Origin of the sequence: Microbacterium sp. CFBP 8801 (genome assembly GCF_014839455.1) — a bacterium.
Lineage (GTDB): Bacteria > Actinomycetota > Actinomycetes > Actinomycetales > Microbacteriaceae > Microbacterium.
Genome location: NZ_JACYNU010000001.1, coordinates 1 through 16355, shown reverse-complemented (window position 1 = coordinate 16355; position 16355 = coordinate 1). Strand labels below are relative to the sequence as shown.

At 70.7% G+C, this 16355-nt stretch carries 14 protein-coding genes and 1 tRNA gene; 2 read left to right on the top strand and 13 right to left on the bottom strand.

Annotated features, from left to right (window positions below):
- The first annotated feature begins 18 nt into the window (after positions 1–18).
- Positions 19–1293, top strand: coding sequence for a winged helix-turn-helix domain-containing protein (locus tag IFR11_RS00075; protein ID WP_055939524.1), 1275 nt, complete (start codon positions 19–21; stop codon positions 1291–1293).
- 2 nt (positions 1294–1295) lie between these two features.
- On the opposite strand, the gene IFR11_RS00070 is transcribed toward IFR11_RS00075, so the two are convergent.
- The 12 genes from IFR11_RS00070 to IFR11_RS00015 all read right to left on the bottom strand — a co-directional run bounded on the left by IFR11_RS00070 (position 1296) and on the right by IFR11_RS00015 (position 12357).
- Positions 1296–1865, bottom strand: a complete 570-nt coding sequence (locus IFR11_RS00070) for a LemA family protein (protein WP_055836054.1) — start codon at positions 1863–1865, stop codon at positions 1296–1298.
- A gap of 132 nt (positions 1866–1997) precedes the next feature.
- Positions 1998–2070, bottom strand: a tRNA-Leu gene (locus IFR11_RS00065).
- A 98-nt stretch (positions 2071–2168) separates the two neighbouring features.
- A complete protein-coding gene (locus tag IFR11_RS00060; RefSeq protein WP_235561593.1) occupies positions 2169–3578 on the bottom strand; it encodes an NAD(P)/FAD-dependent oxidoreductase in 1410 nt (469 codons plus the stop codon).
- Positions 3575–4933: a S8 family serine peptidase gene (locus IFR11_RS00055; protein ID WP_191914831.1), complete on the bottom strand. Its 1359-nt coding sequence runs from the start codon at positions 4931–4933 to the stop codon at positions 3575–3577. The genes IFR11_RS00060 and IFR11_RS00055 overlap by 4 nt, the downstream gene beginning before the upstream one ends.
- A complete protein-coding gene (locus IFR11_RS00050; RefSeq protein WP_055836045.1) occupies positions 4930–5448 on the bottom strand; it encodes a DUF501 domain-containing protein in 519 nt (172 codons plus the stop codon). The genes IFR11_RS00055 and IFR11_RS00050 overlap by 4 nt, the downstream gene beginning before the upstream one ends.
- 118 nt (positions 5449–5566) lie before the next feature.
- On the bottom strand, positions 5567–6187 hold the full coding sequence (locus IFR11_RS00045; RefSeq protein ID WP_235560599.1) for an FtsB family cell division protein: 621 nt from the start codon (positions 6185–6187) through the stop codon (positions 5567–5569).
- Between the two features lie 162 nt (positions 6188–6349).
- A complete protein-coding gene (gene eno, locus IFR11_RS00040; protein ID WP_055836041.1) occupies positions 6350–7630 on the bottom strand; it encodes a phosphopyruvate hydratase in 1281 nt (426 codons plus the stop codon).
- A 143-nt stretch (positions 7631–7773) separates the two neighbouring features.
- Positions 7774–8454: a class I SAM-dependent methyltransferase gene (locus IFR11_RS00035; protein ID WP_191914830.1), complete on the bottom strand. Its 681-nt coding sequence runs from the start codon at positions 8452–8454 to the stop codon at positions 7774–7776.
- A 41-nt stretch (positions 8455–8495) separates the two neighbouring features.
- Positions 8496–9299: a cytochrome c oxidase assembly protein gene (locus IFR11_RS00030; protein WP_342030225.1), complete on the bottom strand. Its 804-nt coding sequence runs from the start codon at positions 9297–9299 to the stop codon at positions 8496–8498.
- Positions 9300–9387: 88 nt separating this feature from the next.
- Positions 9388–10218, bottom strand: coding sequence for an SGNH/GDSL hydrolase family protein (locus IFR11_RS00025; RefSeq protein WP_441005404.1), 831 nt, complete (start codon positions 10216–10218; stop codon positions 9388–9390).
- A gap of 118 nt (positions 10219–10336) precedes the next feature.
- The gene (hisS, locus tag IFR11_RS00020; protein WP_197978904.1) at positions 10337–11587 is read right to left on the bottom strand and encodes a histidine--tRNA ligase; all 1251 of its coding nucleotides are present in this window, start codon (positions 11585–11587) and stop codon (positions 10337–10339) included.
- Positions 11588–11745: 158 nt separating this feature from the next.
- Entirely contained in the window at positions 11746–12357 is a 612-nt protein-coding gene (locus tag IFR11_RS00015; protein WP_191915151.1) for a MazG family protein, read from the bottom strand.
- A 338-nt stretch (positions 12358–12695) separates the two neighbouring features.
- Here IFR11_RS00015 and IFR11_RS00010 point away from each other — a divergent pair, with 338 nt between their 5' ends.
- Positions 12696–15368 carry a phosphoenolpyruvate carboxylase gene (locus IFR11_RS00010; protein WP_191914827.1) on the top strand — a complete coding sequence of 891 codons (2673 nt, stop codon included), beginning with the start codon at positions 12696–12698 and terminating at the stop codon, positions 15366–15368.
- Positions 15369–15495: 127 nt separating this feature from the next.
- On the opposite strand, the gene IFR11_RS00005 is transcribed toward IFR11_RS00010, so the two are convergent.
- On the bottom strand, positions 15496–16095 hold the full coding sequence (locus tag IFR11_RS00005; protein ID WP_055836021.1) for a gamma carbonic anhydrase family protein: 600 nt from the start codon (positions 16093–16095) through the stop codon (positions 15496–15498).
- Positions 16096–16355 lie beyond the last annotated feature (260 nt).

Here is a 16355-nt window from a genome sequence, read left to right as displayed (position 1 = left end):
GTGGATACGGTGAGGAGCATGACCACGACGCTTCGTCGCGCCGACGCGCGCCGTATCGCCCTTGCCGCGCAGGGCTTCGCCCGCGCCCGTCCCGAGATGGTGGGCACGCGCCAGATCACCGGGGCGCTGCATCGCATGCGCATCCTTCAGATCGACTCGGTCAACGTCTTCGCGCGCTCCCACTACATGCCGCTGTTCGCCCGCCTCGGCGCCTACGACACCGGGCTGCTCGACAAGCTCGCGTTCTCGCGGCGGCCGACCTGGGTCGAGTCGTGGGCGCACGTGGCGTCGCTCGTCTCGGTCGACGATTGGCCGCTGCTGCAGTTCCGCCGCGACGCGATGCGCGCCAAGTACGGCGACGACGAGTGGGCGCGGGCGAACCGGCCCCTGCTCGACTGGCTGCGCGACGAGCTGGCCGCGCGCGGTCCGCTCCGACCGGCCGACATCGACCATGACGCCCGAAGCGGCTCGCGGGGGTCGTGGTGGGGCTGGGACGACGTGAAGAACGGGCTGGAGCGACTGTGGCTGAGCGGTGACGTCGCCATCGCCGGACGCCGGGGGTTCGAGAGACGCTACGGGCTGGCATCCGATGTGCTGCCGGCCGCGGCGCTCGAGACGTCGGTCCCCCGCGCCGCGGCCATCGCCGAGCTCGTGCGCCGCGCCGCCGTCGCGTACGGCGTCGCCACCGCGGCCGACCTGGCCGATTACTGGCGCATCCGCGACCGCCCCGCGGTCCTCGCCGCGATCCGCGATCTGGTCGACACCGGCGAGCTGCTTCCCGTCGAGGTCGAGGGCTGGCGCGTGGCGGGTCGCCCCGCGAAAGCCTGGCTGCATCGCGACGCCGCCCGCCCCCGCAAGCTCGACGTCGCGGCCATCCTCACCCCGTTCGACCCGATGGTGTGGTTCCGCGACCGTGCCGAGCGGCTCTTCGACTTCGACTACCGGATCGAGATCTACACGCCCGCGCTGCAACGGCGGTTCGGCTACTACTCGCTGCCGGTCGTGGTGGGCGACGACGTGGTGGGCCGCCTCGACCTGAAAGCCGACCGCGCGAACAGCACCCTCCGCGTGCAGTCGGCGTGGTGGGAGCGGGGGGCGCCGCCCGATGCCGCCGACCGCGTCGCCGAAGAGCTGCGAACCGCGGCGCGGTGGCAGGGCCTGGAGCGCGTGACGGTCTCGCGCTGGGGCGACGCGGTGGACGCCATCGCCGGGGCGTTGCGTGCGGAGCGGCACGACCACCCCGACGACCGCGCCAACGAGAACGCGCCCCCTCCGGTGAGAGGGGGCGCGTGACGTCAGAACTGCACGCGTGGGGGTTCCGCGATCGCCGCGCCATCGACGACCTCGAAGAACTCGCGCTCGCGGAAGCCGAGCTGGCGCGCGAAGAGGTTGTTGGGGAAGACCTTGATCTTCGTGTTGAGCTCCCGCACGCCACCGTTGTAGAACCGGCGCGACGCCTGGATCTTGTCTTCGGTGTCGACGATCGAGTGCTGCAGCTGCAGGAAGTTCTGGCTCGCCTGGAGCTGCGGGTACGCCTCGGCAACGGCGAACAACGACTTGAGCGCCTGCTGCATGTGTCCCTCGGCAACACCGGCCTCGGCCGGGCTCTGGGCCGACAGCGTCTCGGCACGGGCACGGGTGACGTTCTCGAACACGGCCTTCTCGTGGGCCGCGTAGCCCTTCACCGTCTCGATGAGGTTGGGGAGCAGGTCGGCACGACGCTTGAGCTGGACGGTGATGTCACTCCACGCCTCGTCGACACGCACGTTCAACGCGACCAGGGCGTTGTAGGTGGCCCACAGATAGATCCCGGCGATCGCCAGAATGCCGACGATCACGATGACCGGTACAAGCCACTCCCACATAAGTCCCCACCCTCAGTTCGCGAGATTGCCCTTCAGTGTAACTGCGGGGCGCCGGCCGGAACGGGTGGGTGGCGGGGACTCCCAGAGAACGCGCATAGTACGCGGAGCGTCCGTGAGCGCGAGGATACGGCGTACCCCCGGTGGGACTCGAACCCACACTGAAGCGATTTTAAGTCGCCTGCCTCTGCCATTGGGCTACGGGGGCCCGACCTCCACCGTATCGCTCGACGGCGCGGCATCCGGGGCCGCTAACGACGAGACCCCCGTACCCGGCGGGGTACGAGGGTCTCGATCAGCGGAAGGTCACTTCGCCGCGACGGGCTCGGCCTTCTTCTCGGCCGGAGCTGCCGGCGCCGGAGCGTCGGCCGCGGGCGCCGCCGGACGCGGGCGCGCGGCGAACTCCTCGAACGCGGCGCGGGGCTGCTGGACGGCCTCGAGATTGACGACCTCGCGACCGTGCAGGAAGTTCTGCACCCAATCGCCGACGACGCGGAACTTGCGCTCCCACGTCGGCATGGCCAGACCGTGGTAACCGCGGTGGGCGAACCAGGCGATCAGGCCGGTCAGCGCGATGTTGCCCGACTGGAATGCGCCGTTGTAGAGCCCCAGGCCGGCGACGGCGCCGAGGTTCTTGTGGTTGTACTCCTTGGGCTCCTCGCCGCGCAGCACCGCGACGAGATTCTTCGCCATGAGCTTGCCCTGGCGCACCGCGTGCTGGGCGTTGGGAACGCAGAAGCCGCCCACGCCGCCACCCGACAGGTCGGGGACAGCCGAGACGTCTCCGGCGGCCCAGGCACCCTGGACGATCTCTTCTTCGGTGCCGACGCGCAGGTCGGGGCGCGTGCGGATGCGACCGCGCTCTTCGACGGGCAGGTCGCTGCCACGGACGACCGTGGGGTTGGCCATGACACCGGCGGTCCAGATGATGAGGTCGGTCGGCAGGTTCTCGCCGGTCGACAGCTCGATGACGCCGTCGACGGCGCCCTTGACCTGCGTGTCGAGGTGCACGAAGGCACCCTTCTTCGCGAGGTCGGCGAGCACCCACTCGCTCGTCTTCTGCGACACCTCGGGCATGATGCGGCCCATCGCCTCGATGAGGTGGAAGTGCGTGTCCTCGAACGCGAGCGTGGGGTACTGCTTGAGCAGCGACGACGCGTAGGCGCGGAGCTCCGCGAAGACCTCGATGCCGGCGAAGCCGCCACCGACGACGACGACGGTCAGCAGGCGGTCCCGCTCGGGACCGGCGGGCAGCACCGACGCCTTGTCGAAGTTCGACGTGAGGCGGTCGCGGATGGCCACGGCCTCTTCGATGGTCTTGAGCCCGATGGCGTTGTCGGCGATGCCCGGGATCGGGAACGTGCGCGACACGGCGCCGGCGGTCACGACGATGTGGTCGTAGCTCTGCTCGAAGGTCTCGTCACCGGCGATCGGAGAGATCGTCGCCGACTTGGTGGCGTGCGAGATCCCGGTGATCTTGCCCGCGATGACGGTGGTGCGCTTGAGGTGGCGGCGCAGGCTCACCACGACGTGGCGCGGCTCGATCTCGCCGGCGGCGACCTCGGGGAGGAACGGCTGGTACGTCATGTACGGCAGCGGGTCGACGAGCGTGACTTCGGCCTCGTTGCGGCCGAGGAGCTTCTCGAGCTTCCACGCGGTGTAGAAACCTGCGTAGCCCCCACCGACGATGAGGATTCTGGGCACGGTAGTGGTCACGATGTGAGGGACTCCTCGTTTGTGGTGCGGCTCGGCTCGCGGGAGATGCGCGCCTGTCTTATTCGCCGGGCAGCAGCAGTGACACCGAGCGCAATCATTATAGCGGCCAGTGTGCCCGCGCCGAGCGGCAGCGATCCGTACAGAACGCTATCGCGCGACGGCAGCAGAGGCGAACCCGCCTCGGGCGCCGATGTCACCGGCGGCAGCGGTGGAATCTCGACCGCCGTGGCGGTCGGGGTAGGCGCGGGTTCCGCGTCGGCCCGACGGTAGAGCCGGATCCACTCCGACAGGCTCCCGAGCGGGTTCTCCGAGACGGTGTCGACCCGCGCCGAGATGGCTGCCGCCGCGTTGACGAGTCCGTAACCGTAGAGCTTGTCGGGCACGGTCGTGGCGCCGGCGGCGGGCTTCGCGGTGCTGATCAGACGGTTGAGGACGTTATCGGCATCCAAGTCGGGGTGGGCCGCGCGAACGAGGGCGGCGATTCCGGCGACGATGGGAGCGGCCCCGCTCGTGCCGTTCCATTGCACGAGCGTGCCGTCGGCCGACACCCCGCGCAGGCGCTCACTCGGCGCCGACAGCCCGATCGTGATGCCCTGCGTCGACGCGCTGCTGCTCGCGGTGCCGTTCGGGTCGACGCCGCCCACGGCGAGGACGCCCGGGATCGTGGCGGGCGCCCCGACGCGGTCGGTGCCACTCCCCCGGTTGCCCGCGGCGACGACCACCACGACGTCGTTGTCGAAGGCGTACTCGAACGCGTCGTCCCAGCTACGGTCCCAGTCGAGGGTGTTGGTGGTCAGTGACAGGTTGATGACGGTCGCACCGTTGTCGACCGCCCACCTCATGGCCTCGGCGATCTGCTCGGTGAACGGTTTGGTCGTCGAGGCGCCGAACCCGACCGAGATCGACAGCAGCTCCGCTTCGGGTGCCACGCCGATCATGCCGCGGCCGTTACCGGTCCCCCGCGAAGCCGCGAGCGAGGCGACCCAGCTGCCGTGGTTGGCATCCACGGCGCCGACCGGGGTGCGCCCGTCCGACGAACCGACACCCGACACGTCGGTGCCCCCCGCGATCGCGCCGTTGAACTCGACGGGGCCGCGCCCGATCCCGGTGTCGATGATCGCGATCTTCTGCCCCGCGCCGCGCGTGGTGTTCCACGCCTCGCGCACGCCGTACTGGTCGAGCCAGTACTCCGACGCGCGGACGGAGTCGGTGGGGTCCTCGGGCACGGGCGGAGCCGGTGTCGCGTTCGCGGGCGCCGAGGGAGCTGTGCCGGTCAGCACGGGCGGAGCGATCGCCGCGCCGGTCAACACCATCGCGACGACGATGGATGCCACCCCCGCGACGACGCGTTTCATCCGCCGGTCCCGGGGCTCTCGCACTCGCAGCGCTCGGGCGAGAAGGTGCCGCGCTCCAGTGCACGGTCGCCGATGGGGTTCACACCCGGCCCGGCGGCCAGGGAGTGACCGGCGAGGGCGTGCAGACACTTCACCCGGGTGGGCATGCCGCCCGCCGAGATCCCCGCGATCTCCTCGGGCTCGCCGTACGCCGCGCGATCGCGCAGATAGGCCTCGTGCGCGGCGAGGTACTCGGCGCGCAGGTCTTCGTCGGCAGCGAGCTCGTCGGTGAACTCCACCATGACGTGACCGGCTTCGAGCACCGACATCGCTGCCGTGGCCGCGGGGTGCGTGAGGTAGTAGAACGTCGGAAACGGGCTGCCGTCATCGAGTCTGGGCGACGTGGCCACGACGGTCGGGTTGCCGCAGACGCACCGCGCGGCGATGCCGATGACCCCGCGGGGCACACGGCCCAGCTGCGCCTGCAGCACGGCGAGGTCGGCGTCGGACGCGGGGGGAAGGTGCGTGGTAGTCATCGCTCCCAGGGTACCGGTCCGGTCTCGGCGTTCCGCGAGATCGGCGTCGGCGGTCGGAGTCCGAGCGCGACGGGAGCCCCGCGGGTCGCGCGACGGGCGCGCCCGTCGCTGTCGCCGCTCACGGGGCGGGCGTCGCCTCGGGTGCGGGCGTGGGGTCGGGCACGCCGATCTCGACCGTGGTCGGCACGGCCACCTGCGCGGCACCTGAGTCGGCGACCGAGCGCACGAGCTGCGCCATCCAGTCGGTGCGGGTCTGACCCACGTCCTCGCTGACGTCCTGCTGCTCTTGGGGGGTGGCCGAGACGGGCAGGTCGTTGTCGATGAGGTACACGACCTCGCCGGGGAACGTGTAGTACAACCGCTCGCGTGCCTGAGTGGTGATGTAGGCGGGGTCGGACCAGCGCTCTCGCTGCGACTCCAGTTCGGCGACGTCGTCGCGGCTGACGGCGACCGCGTTCTCCAGCGCCTGGATCTGCTGACGCTGATCCATGTAGGTGCCCACAGTCGGCACGAGCACGAAGGTGCCGAGCACGACGAGCCCCAGCATGATGACGACGAAGCCCGACACGCGCACCTTGCCGAGCCACTCGCGCACGTCGACGCGCCGCGGGGTCGACGGCGTCGAGCGGGACGCACGGGGGGACGGGGCGGCCTTCGCCGACTTCTTCGTGCCGGTCTTCTTCGCGGGCGTGGCACCGGATGCCACGGGCCGGCGGGGAGGCAATGTCGGTCGGTCCACGGCATCCCCTCTCGTTCTCGCCCGCGCGGTCACGGGCGACGGGCGGAGCCGAGTCTACGTCGCCGACCTGCGGGGCCCCGGGGACGCGCCGAGCCCCCGGCGCGTGCACGGAAACGCGAAAGGAGAGGAAGCCGTAGGGCTCCCTCTCCTTTCGTCGGACGATCAGCCCTTGAAGCGGGGGAACGCCGAGCGGCCCGCGAACACCGCGGCGTCGCCGAGGTCTTCTTCGATGCGGAGCAGCTGGTTGTACTTCGCGACGCGCTCGCTGCGCGCCGGGGCACCGGTCTTGATCTGGCCGGCGTTCACGGCGACGGCGAGGTCGGCGATCGTGGTGTCCTCGGTCTCACCCGAGCGGTGCGACAGCATCGAGGTGTAGCCCGAACGGGTGGCCAGGTTGATGGCATCCAGCGTCTCGCTCAGCGTGCCGATCTGGTTGACCTTCACGAGCAGCGAGTTGGCGATGCCGAGGTCGATGCCCTTCTGCAGACGCTGGGGGTTGGTGACGAACAGGTCGTCGCCGACGAGCTGCACCTTCGAGCCGATGGCGTCGGTCAGCTTCTTCCAGCCGTCCCAGTCGTCCTCGGCGAGCGCGTCTTCGATCGTGACGATCGGGAAGTTGGCGACGAGGTCGGCGAAGTAGTCGACGAGCGTGTCGACGCTCCACTCCTTGCCCTCGACGGTGTAGACGCCGTCCTTGAAGAACTCGGTGGCGGCGACGTCGAGGCCGACGGCGATGTCCTGACCGGGGGTGAAGCCGGCCTTCTCGATCGCGCGGATGAGGAAGTCGAGGCCCTCGCGGTTGCTGGGCAGGTCGGGGGCGAAGCCGCCCTCGTCACCGAGACCGGTGTTGTAACCCGCGGACTTCAGCTCGCCCTTGAGGACGTGGTAGACCTCGGTGCCCCAGCGGAGCGATTCGCTGTAGGTCTCGGCGCCGATGGGCGCGAGGAAGAACTCCTGGAAGTCGATGCCGTTGTCGGCGTGCTCGCCACCGTTGATGACGTTGAACAGCGGAACGGGCAGCAGGTGCGCGTTGGGTCCGCCGAGGTAGCGGAACAGGGGCAGGTCGGCGCTGTCGGCGGCGGCCTTGGCGACGGCGAGCGAGACGCCGAGGATGGCGTTGGCGCCGGTGCGCGACTTGTTCTCGGTACCGTCGGTCTCGATGAGGATCTCGTCGATGATGCGCTGCTCGCTGGCTTCGACGCCCTCGATGGCGGGGCCCAGCTCGTCGACGACAGCGGCGACGGCCTTGAGCACGCCCTTGCCGCTGTAGCGGCTCTTGTCGCCGTCGCGCAGCTCGTAGGCCTCGAAGGCGCCGGTGGATGCGCCGGAGGGAACAGCCGCACGCTGAACGATGCCGTCGTCGAGGAGCACCTCCACCTCGACGGTCGGGTTTCCGCGCGAATCCAGAATCTCGCGCGCGTTGACAGCCTCGATAAGTGCCACGAAGGACTCCTCGTTGGTTCTTGAGTGAAAGAGGGCGGAGCGTCATCGGTCCGTGGTCGAGTCTAGTGACCGCCCCCGACGCTCGTGGGCCAGAGCGTCATTCCGCGTCGGACTCCGCTTCGCCACGCCCGCGGCCGCCTGCGTCAAGACCCGGCGCCGACCTCCCCGGCATCCACGACGATCGCGAGGGCCACACCGTCCCACCCCTTGCGGTCGAGGGTCTGCAGGGCGGTGGCGTCGAAGCGGGGGTCGCTTCCGAGCATCAGGATGCCGCGGCGCGCGCCCTGCACCTTCGAGTCGGTGGTGTCGGCATCGGCGACGTCTCCCCCGCGCACGACGTTGTCGAGCACGACGACCGTGCCCGGACGCCCGAGCCGAGCGGCCCAGTCGAGGTACAGCGTGTTGGATTCCTTGTCGGCGTCGATGAAGACGAGGTCGAAAGCGTCCTCCCCCTCGAGGGTGGGGAGCACGTCGGCGCCACGCCCGACGCGCACGTCGACACGGTCGGCCACGCCCGCGCGCCGCAGGTTGGCCCGCGCGACATCGGCGTTGGCCGATTCGGCCTCGATCGACACGACCCGCCCTCCCTCGCCGACCGCGCGGGCGAACCAGATCGTCGAGTAGCCGCCGAGGGTGCCGACCTCGAGCACGCGGCGAGCGCCGGCGATACGCGTGAGCAGGTGCAGGAACTTGGCGTTGACGGGGGCGACCTCGATCGAGGGGAGGCCCGCCGCGTGCTGCGCCGAGAGCGCTGCATCCAGGATCGGGTCGGAGCCGACGAGCGTGCGGGTCAGGAAGGCGTCGACGTCGTCGTGGGTGGGCACGGTCCCAGCCTGGCGGGGCGGCGGTCGTGGGTCAACGCGCGTCAGCGTTCGCCGCGCAGGTGCGCGCGGGTCATCTCGTCGTACTCCTCGTCGGAGAGCTCGTCGAAGCCCTGGGCCTCGACGCGGTCGGTGCGCATCCAGCGGACGAGCAGGATGACGAGGATCGGCACGTCGGCGAACTCGGCGATGAACCAGATCATGTCGCCGGCGAGATGCTGATCGTGCAGCGTCGACGGCCACCACGACATCGTCTGCACGGCATCCGGGATCAGGTCGACGACCGAGTCGTTGAGGCGCAGCAGCAGCCCGGGGACGGAGTCGATCAGCAGCTCGACGAAAGCCAGCAGGAACTCGATCGCGATGAAGGTGCCCGTGTGCACGGCCCCGAGCGCCATCATAGGCAGCACCATCGCGAGCCCGACGAGCGGCACGACCACCCCCAGCGACGCCTCGACGACGGGGTTCACACGCAGGATGCCGGCGAGCGGGGTCAAGAAGAGGCAGAACACCGCGGCGATGACGACGGTGGCCACCATTGCGTTGCCGAAGATCCGCGTGACGCGGGGTGCGAGGACGCGCTCGATCACGGCGCCCGCGCCCAGTCGGGCGCCCAGGTCGAGCGGGCGTCCGGCGGCGATCCCGGCCGGGACGGCGAAGATCAGCAGCGCGATGCGGGTCGAGAACGCCCAGCGGAGCTCGGCCGAGAAGACCGCGAGGAATCCGAGCTCGATCGCGGCGTACGGCAGGAGCCCGAGTGCGAAGAACCCGATCGTCCGGCGCAGGGGCCACTTCTCGCCTCGACGACGCAGACGCGCGACACCGACGAGGTAGGCCGCGGATGCCACGAACAGCACGCCGAGCGTGAGGGGGTCGGCGCGCCGGGTGGTCAGGAGGATGTGCAGAGGAGGCGTGGGGGAACGGTACGACCGTGAGCTATGGGTTGGCCGGGACGTCGGCGGAAGGCCGCGGCGACACCGAGGGCGACGGCTCCGCGTCGCCCCGGAGGGCGCCCAGCACCGCCGGCAGCAGGGCCTCGGCCGTGCGCCGGTAACCCAGGGCGCTGGGGTGGAAGCGGTCGATGCTGAACATCTCGTCGGGGCGTTCGGCGAAGACCGGTCCCACCGCCCGGGCCAGGCCCACCACTCGCGCGCCGGCACGCTCGGCGGCGCGGGCCTGCGCCGCCGCCAGCTGGCGCGAGGAGCGTGACGCGAGGGTGCGCAGCGGCTGCGGCACCGCGCGCAGCGTGCCGAGGTCGGGGCAGGTTCCCACGACCACGGCCGTCCCCCGGGCCGTCAAGGCGCCGACGGCCTGCTCGAGCTGCGCCGCGGCGCGCACGGGGGGAACGCGGTGCGTGACGTCGTTGCCGCCCACCACGACGACGGCGACGTCGGCGCGGTAGTCCGGCGGAAGGGCGGCGATCTGCGCCGCGAGAGCCGAGGTCTCCGATCCCACGACCGCGGCGGTGCGCAGGCGCACGGGTCGCGCGGCCGCGCGGGCGATGCCCTTGGCCAGCCGAGCCCCCAGGGTGTCGCGTCGGTGTCCGGCGCCCAGACCCGCGGCGATCGAGTCCCCCAGCACCAGCAGCTCGACCGGTCGACCGTCGTGCTTCTTCCGGCGCCAGACGCGGTCGGCATCCAGAGCCTGTTCCCCGAGCGGCTTGCCGATGCGGCGCCGCGCGATCGCCGCCTGACGCGAGATGAGGGTACGCAGGGCCACCGCCGTGGCCCCCAGCACCGCGACCGACGACGCGGCGGCGAGGGTCACCGGCCGTCGAACGGGCCGTCGAACCCTCGCGCGACGCATGTCCCGATCACACCTCGACGACGTGAACACGGGGTGACCGAGGCGTGGCCGCCGGACGACGGCGGTCGCGCAGCGACTCTCAGCCGAGCGGCTTGATCTCCAGCGACGCGCTCGTCGTTCCGGCGTTCACCGTCGCGAACGACGTGTAGCCGTCGGCGCTCGCCCGTTCGAGCAGGGCCTTGAGGTTCTTCGTGCGCTGCTCGAGACGTACACGCGCGCCGTCGGCCACGAGCTCCGCCTTCACCCGCAGCAGGTCCTCGAGTGCGACGTCGCGATCGTGCACGAGCACCACGGCTCGCTCGCCCGTGTCCACGGCGTCCTGCAGCAGGTCGACGATGCGCTCGAAACCGATCGAGAACCCGACGGCCGGAACGTCCTGACCGAGGAAACGCCCGATCATGCCGTCGTAACGACCGCCCCCGCCCAGCGAGTAGTCGACGCTCGGGTGGGCCAGCTCGAAGATCGTGCCGGTGTAGTACCCCATGCCTCGAACGAGGAACGGGTCGAAGACCAGCGGCGCGTCGGCGCCGCGTGCGGCGGCCACCGTCTCGCCGAGGGCTACGAGGTGCGCGATGACCTCGTCGGGGATGCCGTCGGGCAGAGCCGCGCGGATGCCGGCGTCGTCGAAGCGCGCGTCGTCGGGGCGAGGACGTTCGAGATAGGCCGCAACGGCGTCGGCGGCCTCGGGCGTCGCTCCGCGGTCGCGTAGCTCGGCGACGACACCCGAGGCACCGATCTTGTCGAGCTTGTCGATCGTGATCAGGACCCCGGGCCGCTCGTCGGGGGCGAAGCCGAACACGTCGAGCATCGCGTCGAGGACGCGACGATCGTTGACACGGATCGTTCCGCCCTCGAGCCCCAGCGCGTCGAGCACGTCGAGGCTCGCCGTCATCAGCTCGGCCTCGGCGCGGGCCGACGCGTCGCCGATGATGTCGATGTCGCACTGCAGGAACTGGCGGTACCGGCCCTTCTGGGGGCGCTCCGCCCGCCAGACCGGCGCCATCTGGATCGCGCGGAACACCGTCGGCAGCTGAGCCCGGTTCGTGGCGTAGAACCGGGCGAGCGGAACGGTGAGGTCGTAGCGCAGGCCGAGGTCGGCGAGAGCGGCCGGGTCGTCGGCGGCGGCGCGGATGCCCTCGGCATCCATTCCCCGCTTCAGGATGCTGAACGACAGCTTCTCGTTGTCGCCGCCGATCCCGGCGTGCAGCCGCGAGTACTCCTCCATCACGGGCGTCTCGATCTCGTCGAAGCCGTGGGCGCGGTAGCGCTCGCGGATGACGGCGAGCACGCGCTCGCGACGGGCTTTGTCAGCGGGGAGGAAGTCGCGCATGCCGCGCGGCGGGTTCACGGATGCCACGCGTCCATTGTCTCAGCCCCCGCCGGTGCGCTCGCGCCGTCGCCGTCGAGAGCACACGCCAACGCCGAGAGCACCCGCGACGACGTGTGCCCTCGGCCACGACGTGTGCGCTCGTGACGCCGGGGCGGGGGTCAGGGGGCGCCCGGCGCGGCCTCGGCCGCCGTGACGTCGGCGCGCAGGGTGCGGAGTCGCTCGCGCAGGGCGCGCTCGGCGTCCCAGCCCCGGTCGCGGCCCTGCTGCACCAGCGCCAGCAGCGCGTCGCCCAGCTCCGCCTCGGTCGCGGGATCGGCGAGCCGGTGCGTCGGCGCGTGCACGCCCACCTGCGCGGCCTTGCCGACCAGCTTCTGCGCGAGCGCGAGCGCGGGCATGTGGTCGCTGACCCCGTCGAGGACACTCGTGCGCTCGCTCTTCTCGGCCGCCTTCGCCGCGTTCCAGTGCACGAGCACTTCCTCGGGAGTGGATGCCACGGCCCCGGCGAAGACGTGCGGATGCCGGCGCACCATCTTCTCGGTGAGTCCGCGAGCGACGTCGTCGATGTCGAAGGGGTCGACGGGGTCGCCCGACGCGATCTCGGCGTGGAACAGCACCTGCCACAGCAGATCGCCCAGCTCCTCGCGCAGGTCGGCGCGAGTGCCCGACTCGACGGCGTCGATCACCTCGGCGCTCTCTTCGACGAGGTAGGGCACGAGGGCCGCGTGGTCGATCGTCTTCGTCCACGCGCAGCGTTCGCGCACGGCCCGCATGGTCTCGGCCGCTTCTCGCAGGGCATCGTCGCTCACGGCGTCTCCTCTCGCAGCGCCGACGGCGCCGGTGCCCCGAGTATCCCCCGCGCGGCCGCGACCCGTGCGGTGGACCGGCCGCGGGCGATCGTTCTGGAAACACCGCCCGAACCGACTCCGGACGATTGCGACCACAAACCCCCTTCGACGCCGATGTGTGCGGTGCGAGGCTGTTTCGCCCGGAGGATGTCCGGCTTTGGGCCACGCGGACTGCACGGCCACGGCTTCTCCCCATGCCCGTGCGCCGTCGCACGCCGTCCCGGCGTCATTCACACGTCACCGGACGCCGATAATCTGGGGCTGTGCGTGAACTGACCCCGACCGAGGCCATCGACCTCGTGGGCCGCTTCGAAGCCGGCCAAGAGCTCCCCGAACAGATGCGCGCGGACGTGCGACTGCTCGGCTCGCTGCTCGGCCGCGTCCTTCAGGAGAGCGGCTCCCCCGGCCTGTACGACGATGTCGAGCGGCTGCGCTCGGCGACGATCCAGGCCTACACCGACGAGACGCCCGAGGCGTTCGAGCGGGCCGCGGCGATCGCCGACGGCTTCTCGATCGCGCGGGCCGACGAGGTGGCCCGTGCCTTCACGGCTTACTTCCACCTCGTCAACCTCGTCGAGGAGCATCAGCGCGTGCGCGTGCTGCGCGAGCGAGGCGACAACCCGTCGCGTTCCGGCACGCCCGACACCATCGCGACGGCATACGAGCGGCTGTCGAGCGAAGTGGGCGAAGAGACCGCGCTCGCGCGCCTCCAAGCGCTGCGCTTCCACCCGGTCTTCACGGCTCACCCCACCGAGGCCCGCCGCCGCGCGATCTCCGCGAGCATCCGTCGCCTGTCGGAGCTGCTCGCCGAGCACGACGCCGCCTCCGACGGTGGCACCGAGAGCCGCCGAACCGAGCGCCGCATGCTCGAAGAGATCGACACGCTGTGGCGCACCGCTCCCCTCCGCCGCGAGAAGCCGTCGCCCGTCGACGAGGTGCGCTCGGTCATGTCGGTGTTCGACGAGACGCTCTACACCGCCGTGCCGCGCGTGTACCGCCGCATCGACGACATCCTGCAGGGCGAGCACGCCGGCTCCCGCGCCCCGATCGTGACGCCGTTCGTGCGCGTCGGCTCGTGGGTCGGCGGCGACCGCGACGGAAACCCCTTCGTCACGGCATCCGTCACCCGTAAGGCCGCTGCGATCGCGAGCGAGCACGTGCTGCTGGGCCTCGAACGCACCACGCAGCGCGTGGGTCGCGGACTGACCCTCGATGCCGAGTCCACGCCGCCGAGCGATGCCCTCGTCACCCTGTGGCACCGTCTGCGCGCCGCCGACGAAGACGCCGCGGCCGAGATCGCCGAGCGTTCCCCCGACGAGCCCCACCGCCGCATCATGCTGTTGCTGGCACGCAAGATCGCCGCGACCCGTTCCCGCGACGCCGACCTCGCGTACCGCGACCCCGAGCACCTTCTCGCCGATCTGCGGACGGTGCAGGATTCACTCGTCGCCGCGGGAGCCGCACGTCAGGCCTACGGCGCCCTGCAGCGCCTGGTGTGGCAGGTCGAGACCTACGGCTTCCACCTCACCGAGCTCGAGGTGCGGCAGCATTCGGCTGTACACCGGAAGGTTCTCGAGGAGCTCCGCGCGGGCGGTGGCCGCAGCGAGCAGACCGACGAAGTGCTCGAGGTCTTCCGTTCCATCGCCTACGTACAGGAGCGCTTCGGGCCCCGCGCCGCCGGTCGGTACATCGTGTCGTTCACGCAGTCGGCCGAAGACCTGGCCAACGTGCACGAACTGGCCGCGTTCGCGATGGGCCCGGGTGAGGACGTGCCCGTCCTCGACGTCATCCCTCTCTTCGAGACCTTCGCCGACCTGCAGGCCGCCCCCGGCATCCTCGCCGAGATCGTGTCGCACCCGTCGTTCGTCAGTCGGCTGGATGCCACGGGCCGACGACTCGAGGTCATGCTGGGTTACTCCGACTCCTCCAAAGACGTCGGACCGGTCGCGGCGAACCTCGCGCTGTACGAGGCCCAGGCGAAGATCTCGACGTGGGCCGAGACCGAGGGCATCGAGCTGACGCTCTTCCACGGTCGCGGTGGTGCGCTCGGACGAGGCGGCGGACCCGCCAACTCCGCGATCCTCGCGCAGCCCCCGCACTCCGTCGACGGCCGGTTCAAGCTCACCGAGCAGGGCGAGGTCATCTTCGCCCGCTACGGCGATGCCGACATCGCCATGCGCCACATCGATCAGGTCGCGGCGGCCGTGCTCACGGCATCCTCCCCCTCGATCGAGCGCCGTAACCGTGGGGCCGCTGAGGCGTTCGCCGATGTCGCGAGCACGATGGACGTCGCCTCGCGGGAGCGTTTCTTCGCCCTCGTGAAGGCTCCCGGCTTCGCACCGTGGTTCGCCACGGTCACGCCGATGGAAGAGCTCGGTCACCTGGCATTGGGCTCTCGCCCCGCGCGACGCGGCCTCTCGGTCGAGTCGCTCGAAGACCTCCGAGCCATTCCCTGGGTGTTCTCGTGGACCCAGGCGCGCATCAACCTCGCCGGATGGTTCGGTCTGGGCACGGCGCTCGACGCCGTCGGCGATGAGCCGCGCCTACGCGACGCGTACGAGCAGTGGCCGCTGTTCCGCACCATGATCGACAACGTCGCGATGAGCCTCGCGAAGGCCGACGAGCGCATTGCCCGCCGCTACCTGGCGCTCGGCGACCGTGACGATCTCGCCGGGCTCGTGATGGACGAGATGCTGCTCACGCGGTCGTGGGTCGAACGCATCACCGGCGGCGACCTGCTGGGCAACAAGCCCGTGCTGCAGCGCGCGGTCAAGATGCGCAGCCCCTACGTCGACGCGCTCTCGCTGCTGCAGTTGCGGGCGCTCCGCGCCCTGCGCGACGCGGCGAACACCTCCGAGACACCGGATGCCGAACAGCAGCGCCTGCTGTTGCTCTCGGTGAGCGGTGTGGCCGCGGGACTCCAGAACACCGGGTGATCAACCCCTCGCCACCGCGATGCGCCGGCTCCCTTTCGAGGGGGTCGGCGCTTCGCACGTCACGACGAGTTGTCGTCCCTGCCGCTCACCGGCCATCCCTCGCGCAGACCAACCGCGCGCGGTGGCCTCAGTCGACGGCTCGATCGGACGCGTGTCGCGACAGGCTGCGACCGTACCGCTCGGTCAGTTGCACCATCAGATCCGGCGTCTCACGATCGAGCCCGAAGACGTAGCCGGGGAAGTCGAGTTCCTTCTGCGCCGCCCAGATCTCGTCGTGCCGATCCGGCGAGAGCAGACGGAGCGGGTCGCCCACCGCGACCCACCCGATCGGCACCACCGTTTCGGGCGGCAACACGGTGCGCAGGTGCACGACGGCGTTGATCCGCACTTCGCTGCGGTCACCGATCTCGGCCCCGTTGAAGATCCGTGTGCCGGTGGCCAGGAACACCTCGTCGCCGATATCGGCTCCGGCGACGCTCGCCATCGGACCCACCAGGGTGTGCGCGCCGATGTGCACGGGGTGCGTGGCGCTCGCGCGGATGAGGGCGTTCTCCATCACGATCGTGTTCTCGCCCAGCACGATGCGGCTCCCCTCGGACGTGAGGACGGCACCATGCAGCACCTGGCATCCCGCGCCGATCACGACGTCACCGCTGATGACCGCTGTCGAAGCGACCACGGCGTCGGGGTGGATACGCGGCTCCGCGCCCAGGTGAGAGAAACGCATGGGTCGATCCTTCCAGTCGGTGCCGTCAGCGTAGCCCCGGCCTGACGCCGCGTCAGCCTCATCGACCCCGCGCGGCGAACAGCCAGGAGAGGGACGGCGCCTCTCGGCAAACCGTCGCGACCGTCGTCGGGGTACGACGAAGCGCCGGGCGGTGTCCCCCACAACAGGGAACGCCACCCGGCGCTGACCACGAACACAAAATGTGCCCGTAAATGCGAAATGGCCACCCAACATAGGGTGGCCATTCCGACTAAAAGAAG

Coding starts and splice junctions, on each gene's coding strand:
- IFR11_RS00075 (WP_055939524.1), top strand. CDS start 19: ATGACCACGACGCTTCGTCGCGCCGACGCGCGCCGTATCGCCCTTGCC.
- IFR11_RS00070 (WP_055836054.1), bottom strand. CDS start 1,865: ATGTGGGAGTGGCTTGTACCGGTCATCGTGATCGTCGGCATTCTGGCG.
- IFR11_RS00055 (WP_191914831.1), bottom strand. CDS start 4,933: ATGAAACGCGTCGTCGCGGGGGTGGCATCCATCGTCGTCGCGATGGTG.
- IFR11_RS00050 (WP_055836045.1), bottom strand. CDS start 5,448: ATGACTACCACGCACCTTCCCCCCGCGTCCGACGCCGACCTCGCCGTG.
- hisS (WP_197978904.1), bottom strand. CDS start 11,587: ATGCGCGACTTCCTCCCCGCTGACAAAGCCCGTCGCGAGCGCGTGCTC.
- IFR11_RS00015 (WP_191915151.1), bottom strand. CDS start 12,357: ATGCGGGCCGTGCGCGAACGCTGCGCGTGGACGAAGACGATCGACCAC.
- IFR11_RS00005 (WP_055836021.1), bottom strand. CDS start 16,095: ATGCGTTTCTCTCACCTGGGCGCGGAGCCGCGTATCCACCCCGACGCC.